Source organism: Halomonas sp. PBN3 (assembly GCF_000475415.1).
Lineage (GTDB): Bacteria > Pseudomonadota > Gammaproteobacteria > Pseudomonadales > Halomonadaceae > Halomonas > Halomonas shengliensis.
The window spans coordinates 1-8,973 of sequence record NZ_AXCA01000113.1; the positions used below are offsets into that span (position 1 = coordinate 1).

9 protein-coding genes and 1 pseudogene are annotated in these 8,973 nt (G+C 62.1%); 1 reads left to right on the forward strand and 9 read right to left on the reverse strand.

Going from position 1 to position 8,973, the window contains the following annotated elements; translation table 11 throughout:
- From Q673_RS24355 to Q673_RS24375, 5 genes are all read right to left on the reverse strand, one after another.
- Positions 1 to 1,200, reverse strand: a 1,200-nt coding sequence (locus Q673_RS24355) for a conjugal transfer protein TraG N-terminal domain-containing protein (RefSeq protein ID WP_023005282.1), incomplete at its 3' end; no start/stop codon positions are given.
- Entirely contained in the window at positions 1,200 to 1,580 is a 381-nt protein-coding gene (locus Q673_RS36695; protein WP_161629666.1) for a hypothetical protein, read from the reverse strand. The genes Q673_RS36695 and Q673_RS24355, both read right to left, overlap by 1 nt.
- Positions 1,580 to 3,067, reverse strand: a complete 1,488-nt coding sequence (locus Q673_RS24365) for an integrating conjugative element protein (RefSeq protein ID WP_052004185.1) — start codon at positions 3,065 to 3,067, stop codon at positions 1,580 to 1,582. The genes Q673_RS36695 and Q673_RS24365 overlap by 1 nt, the downstream gene beginning before the upstream one ends.
- A 13-nt stretch (positions 3,068 to 3,080) precedes the next feature.
- Positions 3,081 to 4,031 carry a TIGR03756 family integrating conjugative element protein gene (locus tag Q673_RS24370; protein WP_023005285.1) on the reverse strand — a complete coding sequence of 317 codons (951 nt, stop codon included), beginning with the start codon at positions 4,029 to 4,031 and terminating at the stop codon, positions 3,081 to 3,083.
- Complete coding sequence (locus tag Q673_RS24375; RefSeq protein WP_023005286.1) at positions 4,028 to 4,462, reverse strand: TIGR03757 family integrating conjugative element protein; 435 nt, start codon at positions 4,460 to 4,462, stop codon at positions 4,028 to 4,030. Before Q673_RS24375 ends, Q673_RS24370 begins: the two co-directional genes overlap by 4 nt.
- 236 nt (positions 4,463 to 4,698) lie before the next feature.
- On the opposite strand from Q673_RS24375, the gene Q673_RS24380 reads away from it, so the two are divergent.
- Complete coding sequence (locus Q673_RS24380) at positions 4,699 to 5,073, forward strand: histone-like nucleoid-structuring protein, MvaT/MvaU family (protein WP_023005287.1); 375 nt, start codon at positions 4,699 to 4,701, stop codon at positions 5,071 to 5,073.
- A 186-nt stretch (positions 5,074 to 5,259) separates the two neighbouring features.
- Here the strand turns inward: Q673_RS24380 and Q673_RS36470 are convergent, their stop codons facing one another.
- From Q673_RS36470 to Q673_RS36920, 4 genes and pseudogenes are all read right to left on the reverse strand, one after another.
- Positions 5,260 to 5,709, reverse strand: coding sequence for a hypothetical protein (locus tag Q673_RS36470; protein WP_152527083.1), 450 nt, complete (start codon positions 5,707 to 5,709; stop codon positions 5,260 to 5,262).
- The gene (locus Q673_RS24385) at positions 5,706 to 6,962 is read right to left on the reverse strand and encodes an ISL3 family transposase (RefSeq protein WP_023005288.1); all 1,257 of its coding nucleotides are present in this window, start codon (positions 6,960 to 6,962) and stop codon (positions 5,706 to 5,708) included. Before Q673_RS24385 ends, Q673_RS36470 begins: the two co-directional genes overlap by 4 nt.
- 498 nt (positions 6,963 to 7,460) lie before the next feature.
- A complete protein-coding gene (locus Q673_RS24390; RefSeq protein WP_031217831.1) occupies positions 7,461 to 8,480 on the reverse strand; it encodes an IS30 family transposase in 1,020 nt (339 codons plus the stop codon).
- A gap of 199 nt (positions 8,481 to 8,679) precedes the next feature.
- A pseudogene (locus Q673_RS36920) lies at positions 8,680 to 8,973 on the reverse strand (hypothetical protein); the annotation flags it as partial.

Consider the following 8,973-nt stretch of genomic DNA (forward strand, 5'->3'; position numbering starts at 1 on the left):
CATGCCGGCGACCTTGAAGCTATAGCTGGAGATGACCATCACGAAGGGCAGGCAGATGATGATGGCCATCACCAGGATGCCCTGCACCATCGGCAGCGCCTGCTTGAGCATGTCCATGCCGGCCTGGAAGGGCAGGATCGACAGGGTGCCGCCCACCATGGCGCCGGCGGTCACGGTGGCATCCCAGAAGCCGCCGCCATCCAGCCCACGAAAGCCCACCACCGCCTGATCCAGGTTGCCGCTGGCCGCACCCGAGCGGGGGCTGACCAGGCGCCGGATCACGTAGTCCTCGGCCTCGCTGCTGGTGAAGACGCTGCGGAAGTCATCCCAGAACCCGGGGCTGACCTCCTCGTGCAGCCGGGCCCTCAGGCCAACGCCCTCGGCTGACCACCACTCCCGGCAGGAGGGGTAGCCCGGCATCCCCGGGCCGGTGTTGGGCCGGGAGACGTCCCGATCGGCATCATAGGGGAAGCCCGCGATGGGCCGCCCGGCGTAGAAGCTATCGTAGTAGCCGGGCGTGGTCTGGAAGTAGTTCGAGCCGATCCAGTCCACGTCCACGGCGCGGGTCGCCTCGATGCTCTCCCCCTCCTGCAGCAGCCGGTTGCGCGCCGGCCCGAAGCACTGGCGCTGGAACTCGCCTACTTCCTGTTGCAGCCCCGGATCTTCGACGCTGTGCAGGTCCAGCTCCATGCGGATGGACTCGAAGTCCGTCGAGCAGGGAATAGCGTGGATCGCCGCGGCAGTGAGCCCGTGGGACACCGCATGCACCCCCGCCCACCACAGCGGAATCCTCGCCTGCTGGCCACCGATTGAACTCTCGGTGGCTCCAAACGCCCCCTCGGACCAGCCGCCCGAGGCGAACTGGCGAGTGCCGCACTCCAGCGAGCGGCTCTCATCGATATCGGCGGTGGCCAGCTGGACCTGCAGCAGCGGCAGGCAGGTGAAGGCGTAAGCGAGGATCATGGCGTAGAGCCGGGTCTCGATGCGGTTGACCGTGAGGATGCCCTTGGTCCCCGCCTCGTCGCCCTCCTGGCGGGCCTTGAACCACTCGGAGAGCACCAGGGTGATGAACGGCACCGCGGCGATGCCGGTGCCGACCATGACGTTCCAGATGGCGTTGTTGATGATCCAGCCCAGCAGCGTCATGGCGTTGGCGAAGTAGTCGAACACCACCAGCGGCGCGGTCAGCAGGCCTTCCATCAGGCACCTCCCAGCTGGTTGATCAGGTTGGTGACCTCCAGCAGGACCAGGATGCCCAGGGCCATCAGCTCGAGCCGGCGCAGCTTGGCGAGCGCCTGTCGCCCGTCGTCGCGATCTCGGCGCAGCCGCACCACCGCCCGGGGGCGCACCTTGCGCCACCAGACCAAGGCCAGCACGGCGTAGAGGCTCAGCCGCCAGGCCAGCAGCCACGGCCATGCAGCCTGCCAGGCGCCATGGTGGGCCTCGAGCCCACCCAGCAGCCGCACGCTGACGGCGAGAATGACGCCGCTAATCAGCAACATTCCGATCAGTACCGCCATGGCGACCAGCAGCGACGGCCAGCGGGCCGGATTCATCCAGGAGAAAGCGCGTCGAGCCATCAGTCGCTGCCCCCCTCGCTTGCTGGACGACCGCGGCCATCCAGGGCCGCATCCGGGCGGAAGGTCTCACCCTGGGAGGCGCCCTGACTGCGCCGGGAGGCCCGTTCCAGGGCGATGCCGGCAGCGCTGTTGCTCAGCGCCTGGCGGATCTCCATCTCGGAGCGCAGCGACTCAATATCCCGATCCAGAGCCACCAGCTTGCGATCCAGCGCCGACATGCCCTGCTCGTTGTCGGCGATGCCCGGGTCACTGCTGCCGGCCAGCAGCAGCCGGCGCGCCCACAGCGCCTTAGTCAGCGTCCGGGCCAGTGCCATCTCGCCACTCAGGCGATGGATCAGCAGCGAGGCCTCGGGATCGGTGCGCAAGGACTCGATCACCCCACGGGACACGGTAAGGCCGTCACCGGCGGAGACCTGGCGCAGGTTCTCCGGGGTCAGCGGCTCGCTGCCGTCGACCAGACCCAGGAGCTTGCCGTAGACCTCCTGCTGCTCACGCTCAAGCTCGCGCACCAGCCCCGTTCCGGCCTGGGTTTCGCTGCGCTCGCAGCCGTCGCAGGTGCGAATCGACTGCTCGCCGATCACCGCCTGGGTCCACTCGGCGGCCTCCTCTGGGCTCTGCCAGACCGTGCACATGCCGCCTAGACAGCTTCCTCCCGTCCCGCTGCCTGACCCCGAGCCGCCACCGCTCCCACCGGAAGTGCCGACTAACCCGCCGCCGCCGATCCAGCTGCCTTCGTTGGTGGCCACCGACCCCCAGCCGCCTCCGCCACCCGGGATGGGTGCCGTGCTGGTGGTATCGGTACGCCCATGCAGCAGGTTGTAGCCAGCGCGTGCAGTGTCCTCAACCACACGAATCGGCTCCTGGCCGCTGCCTCCGCGACGCTGGCCTCCCACCCAGGTCACGCCCTGGTTGCCGCCCGACTGGTCGACCTGCTCCTGCGCCGCGACGACATCGGCGTTGGACTGGGCCGCGCTCTGCCAGCTCTCAGCCATGGCCACCTGCTGCCATCCCTGGCCAGTGACCATATCGGCCATGCGCTCGGACATCTTGCGGCAGGACATCGACGCCCGGTCGAAGTCCACCCGCCCCTGCAGCACGCCGTTGCTCAGCAGGTCATAGAGCCCCGGGTTGGCCCGCTGGATGACCATGGCAGGCAGCGAGGCCACCGCACTCTGGGCGTTCTGAACCACCGTCCCCATCAGGTTCTGGAAGCCGTTGGTGATGCCGTTGAGCTGGTTGGAGACCGTGGCGCCGATATCGAAGTTGCCGCAGGTGGCATTCATGTTCCAGCTGATGCCGATTCCACGGCTGTTGGGGTTGTAGCCCCGTCCGGCTGAGACGCTGAAAGGCGAGGCGCCGCCGATCTGGTAGTAAAGGGCATCGGCGGATTGCGCCTGAGCCTGGGCAGCATGGGTAGACAGCAGCCCCACCACCAGGGCACTGGCCAACGGCGCAAGGGCGAAGCGTCGTATACGAGTTCCTTTCATCGGCTTCTCTCCTTCAGGGGACTGCATACAGCAGGGTCTGGCCGCGACGCTTGCAGCAACGATAGGGGAGCCACAACGACCAGGCGTAGTCACCGCCGGTATCCAGGCGGTCACCGTAAGTGTCGGTGACTCCACGGTCCGGCCACACCCGACAGGATTTGCTCATGCCGGGCGTCAGGCGCTGCCAGCGATGAGTAGAGGGGTCACCCTCCTTGACCGGCCCGGGCGGCCAGTAGCCGTCGCGGCTTTCCGCCACCAGCGGCGTGTAGACGTGAGGCTGACCCGTGCGGGTGACGATGTCGGCAGAGCGCTGGGCAGTGGTCGCCGCGGTCTTGTAATCATGCACCTGGGTCAGGAAGCCGCTGCGCGGATAGACGTTGCCCCACAGGTCGCCGGGCTGGCCCAGCTCACGCATGCCGGGCGTGAGCGCCTCCGGGTAGAGCGACTCGGGAATCCCGCTGCGCCACGCCAGGGCGTCAAGGGTCGAGAGGTGGTAGGGCTGGAAGGGTGTCGCTGCCCCAGCGCACGACATGCCGAAGGCGCTGGCGAAGCTGCTGAAGGCACCGCCGGCCGGGTGTCCGATGGCGTCCACGTTCTTGAAGCGCAGGTGCTCGTGCCGAGCCCGGTTGGCATCCGAGGTGCTCTGCCCGCCGGCCAAGGCCTTACCCAAGGGTGGCGAGAGGGTGGCCACTTCCCACCAGGGGCTGTCGCCAGTGTTCTCGTAACTGGAGACCACCAACTCGGGGATGTAATGGCGCACCTGCACCGAGGTGCGTATCGAGCAGCCCGACCAGGAACAGTTGAGCCAGACGCAGATACCGATGACCTGATAGTCCAGGCATTGAGTAGAAATCGACGACGCCACAATCTCTGGTGTTGTTAGCGCCTGGGCGGGCCTCTCAATTACGCCCAGGCTCAGCACAGCGCCAATCAACAGAGCGCCCAAGGTCCTGTAGCGCATCATGGGCGGCTCTCCTGACTCAGCAGGCGATCGGCTTCGTTCAATGCCTGCGCGACGTCCGGCTGGCCGTAAATCACATGGCGACCATCGATCACCACGGCGGGCACTTTCTCGACACCCAGCTGCCAGGCCCTGGCCGGCCCGAGATAGCTATCGGCATAGCGGTCAGCAGTTTCCTGCCACGCGGGCGTGGTCATGCGCTCGCGCATCAAGGCTGCAGCAACGTCAGGATCTGCGGGCAACTGCTGAGACAGCAGGGCATCCAGTCGTCCAGGCACATCGAGTTCGATGACCGCTGCACCAGACGGCACATTGATCACCGGCTCTCCGGCGGTGGTAAAGACTTCGATGGCTGGCTCAGCGAGTACGGGGCCTACCAGGCAGGCAGATAGGCTAAAGGCAGCCAGCCAGCGGCGTGGGTGGTGTCTCTCCATGCGTGCCACTCCAATAGATCAAGGAACTGGCACAGCATTACCGAGCTCGTATGAAGCGGCATCAGGAAATATTAATTCGGACGTGAGATGTTTTCTGGGGCAGCTATAAGAAGCACAGCGAACGGATCAGCCGACTCATGGCCGGAATCATCTTCGCTTACCTGACCAATAACATTGATTCAAACCAAAGCTGCCACCATAATACTCCTCAACACTCACCCACCACGAGGAAGTTCATGTCCATTCTCAACACCTACGTGCAGAAAGAACAGCAGCTTAAACAGCTCCAGGAAGAGCTCGACAGGCTGAAGAACGACGACCGCCTGAAGACCGAGCTAGATTTCAAGAATCACCTCGAAGACCTGATGCGCGAGTTCGACAAGTCAGCCGCTGACGTCATCAAGCTTCTGGATCCAACGCATACCGCTGACAAGAGCTCCAGCAGCGCCAAGAGCACCGGCCGCGCCAAGCGCAAGCTGAAGATCTACAAGAACCCGAACACTGGCGAAGTCGTCGAGACCCGCGGCGGCAACCAGAAGACGCTGAAGGCGTGGAAGGAGGAGTACGGTGCCGAGACCGTAGAAAGCTGGCTCGTCAGGACTGAGGACTAATACTCTCGTAGCCGGCCTGCCAGTAGTTGGCAGGCCGGCTGCTTTCGGCCAGAAGCGGCTATTGAGATTTTCCTGATGTATAACGCTTTGGCTTTGCGGCGAACCGGAGCGCGAGCGCAGGTGCGTCCGACAACAGCCACTTGTTGGGCGACTGCGGTCCGGCCATAAGTTTTACCAAGACAAGTTTCATTGAACTTCAAGACACTCGAAGGCTGCGGACTTCTGCGGCAACTTTTCAAACAGACCCATAGTAAATTGAGCTTGATGTGCGATGCTCTCGCGAGCTCCGTGACCAGATAGATCGATTTCAAAACTCATCATTTCGGCTTGATTGCCCTTCACACCAGTAAGCGCAGCAGATGATGATCGGTAATCGAGACCTGTGAATGAAAAACCAAATATACTCCACAACCGTCTGAATTTTTCGCTATCCGGTTTGGGAACATACTTCCGATGCACAGAGAATGTCAGCTTGTCGCCACGCCTGTCATATGTATACGGTATCTTGAATTGATATCTATACAACAACAGGATCAGCCTGTTGATATCTCGCAGATTTTCTAATGATGCAACAGTATCTGTATAGTGCTCTGCCGCTTTCCTTGAGAGTATTTTGTAGGTTCTTCGTCGTTTCATGTGGATTTGGCCTGATCGAACAGGCGGCCCACCGGGCTGCCAATCAGGTAGATCATGGCGATGAAGTTGGCCTCGTTCCGGTAGCCGCGTGCGCGTGACCGAGCCGCCTGGAACAAGCCGTTCATGCCTTCCAGTCGTGCGTTGGTCAGTCCCGAGATCCACCGCCTGACTACCGCGTCGGCGTGCCGCTCCAGCGTCGCCAGGGCCTTCCCCATCGGCTTCAGGAGAGGCTTCTCCGAGACCGCCGCCTTCATGACCTTGAGGTAGTTCGTGATACGCCACCGAGCCGCTCGCGGCGTCGGGGCCTTCTGGATCCAGCGCAGCTTCTCCTTGATCACCCAGGCATCGGACGTGGCGCTCTGGTCGGCCACCAGTTCCTGGAGCGCCGCCAGCTGCTTGGGCGTCAGGTTCTCGTTTTCCAAGCTCTTCAGCAGAGCCCAGCGCAGCGACTTGGGGTGCCCCTGCTCCCGGCGCTCCTTCTTGCGCACTTCGTCCAGCCGCTTAGTGAAGGTCTGCACGATATGGAACCAGTCGACCGTAACCTCGGCCTTGGGAAGGTGCTCGGCCACGCCGCTGAGGAAGGCTTGTGACATGTCGCAGACGACCTCGACCACGTTGTCCGGATCGCCGCCATGGGCCGCCAGGAAGGCGCTGAAGGCCTTGATGGCGTCCTTGCCGTGGCCTGGGACGGCGAAGATCACCGGCTCCTGCTTGCGCTGCATGTCGAGGAACACAGTGACGTAGCGCTGGCCGCGTCGGGATGCGGTTTCATCGACGCCGACGGTGGCCACATTGCTCAAATCCAGTTCCCCCAGCATGCGGCCGACGTAGTGGTGCACGATGCGCCACAGCCGCTTGTCGGAGATCTCCAGCTGCCGGGAGACGGCCAGTACCGGCATTTCCTTGACCAGCGACATGGCGGCTTGCTCGAACAACAGGGTGAAGTCGCTGCCTGGCCGGGCCCAGGGCACCTCGATGCGCTTGACGCCATGCTCCGGGCACTTGGTGCGGGGCACGCGGGCGTGCAGGTGGCAGTGATGCTGGAAGAAGTTCAGATGCCGCCAGGTCTTGTTGGAGAAGTCGTGAGCCGGACAGGCCTCACCGCACTCAGGGCAGGGGTAGAGGCTGCCGCGCTCGGCCTCGACGTAGAGGTCCAGCCGGTGGGGTGACACGGCGGTATCCAGGTGCTGGTCCTTGAGGATCCAGGGCGCTTCCAGGCCCAGGCCGAGGGTCAGAATCTGGGTGCCGTCCATGCCATGCCTCCTGTCGTCGTGGAGGTCATATCCTGGCCCAGCTCAGGGGGCGAATTCCACACCCAACGACGAAGAGCCATTTTGTAACGTCTATGCAGCTTGTGGTCACGCGACCTGAGTTCAATGGAGCCCCCGACTGAGGGCACTTCAACGCCTTTGTGCGGACTTACTAAGGAACCATCATGCTTAGCAAGTAGCTGCAATATCTCCAATGCAACACCTAGGGCATCTAACTTAAAAATTTCGGTGTGCCCATCACCCTTTTCCGCAAAGGCGGTAACACGATATCCGGATAAAAGGCGATGCAAACCCTTCTCTACGCCATTGATACGAGTCGGAAGAACTGGAACACGATATGACTCCGTGTAGTCTGGAACGCCAAGCCAAGCAAACGATTGGGAACGCCTAAATACGTCCACCGCCTGGCCAATTTTTACTAACTTCCTATCAGGAAACACCAATAGGTAGAGATGGCGGTCTCAAGTTCCAAGTGCAACGCTATTGAAGGGTGCTCGGACCGGCGACGGATTTCTTGAGCACCTCGGCGTAAACTTCCAGCGGCGTTCGCCAGTCCAGTGTCTTGCGCGGCCGGGTGTTCAGTGAGTCAGCGATCTCGTCGAGTTCTTCCTGGCTGTAGACCGACAGATCCGTGCCCTTCGGTAGGTACTGCCGCAACAGCCCGTTGGTATTCTCATTGGAGCCTCGCTGCCATGGGCTATGCGGGTCAGCGAAGTAGATCGCCGTACCGGTCTTCTGAGTGATCTCGGCATGCTTCACCATCTCTCTGCCTTGGTCGTACGTCATGGACAGGCGCAGAGCTCGCGGCACCTCATTGAGCTTGTCGCTGAAGCCAACGGCCGCCGCTGTGGCGGTAGTGCCATCCACTTTCGCCAAGATCACCAGGCGCGTGGTGCGTTCCACCAGCGTACCGACGGCAGAGCGATTGTTGGCGCCCATGATGAGATCGCCCTCCCAGTGGCCAGGCATCAGGCGATCTTCGATCTCAGGCGGCCGCATGTGGATGCTGACCAGCTCGGGAATCTGCTGGCGTCGATCCTTGCCACGGCTGCGCGGCCGGCGCTTGCCATTGCCCTGGCGAAGACAGGCGATGAGCTCTTTCTTGAGGCTGCCGCGGGGCATCACATAGAGCGCATTGTAGATGGCCTCATGTGAGACCCGTCGATGTGAATCGTTGGGAGACATGCGCTTCAGTGTGCGGGCTATCTGTTCCGGTGACCAGTACTTGCGCAGCAAGTAGACCACCACCTCGAAGAGCTCCCCGTCGGGGTGCAGCTTGGGACGCTGACGTGGCCGATGTCGCGTCAGACGAGCCCGGTAGCCCGCCAGGCTGGCATCGTAGCCCTTGATGGGATCAACCGTGTGGCGGGCGATTTCTCGCGACACGGTGCTCGGTGCACGGCCCAGGTGAGTGGCGATGGCCCGGATCGAATGAGTGGCTCGCATCATCATGATGGCGGCTCGGTCTTCAGCAGAGAGGTGGCGATAGCAGTGAGTCATAGCAACACCGTACCTGATGGGTCACGTGTTGCACTTGGTCATTGAGACCGCCGATTTACTTCTTCTGCCATTCCCAACGCCTTTAGCTACTGCCCACATCGAAAGCGTCCGCGCTTCTGGTGTTCAGGTCAATTCACTTGCCGAGATTCACTCGCCCAAAGCCGTCGCCGCGACGGGCTTTATTCGGCGGCCCGTTTGCTCAGACATGGAACTGCGAAAAGTAGTCAATTACCTCTGCAGCCTGTGTCCCTTTCCGAAACCGTCGTTGCTCATCGAAATCAAGAGAGGGAAACATGTGTATGATCTGCTCATCCTTATATAGATCTAATAACGCGTATGGCTCTATGCCCCCGGCTTTCTGGCCCCTCAAGATTTTTGTCACTTCAATGGCTGCACCGATCATGACGTCAGCTAACTGAACAGCCGGACTATCCTTTGAATCGACTTGAGTGACTGACGTGAGTTTGAGCGGGAAGTAAGTATCCCCCGGCAA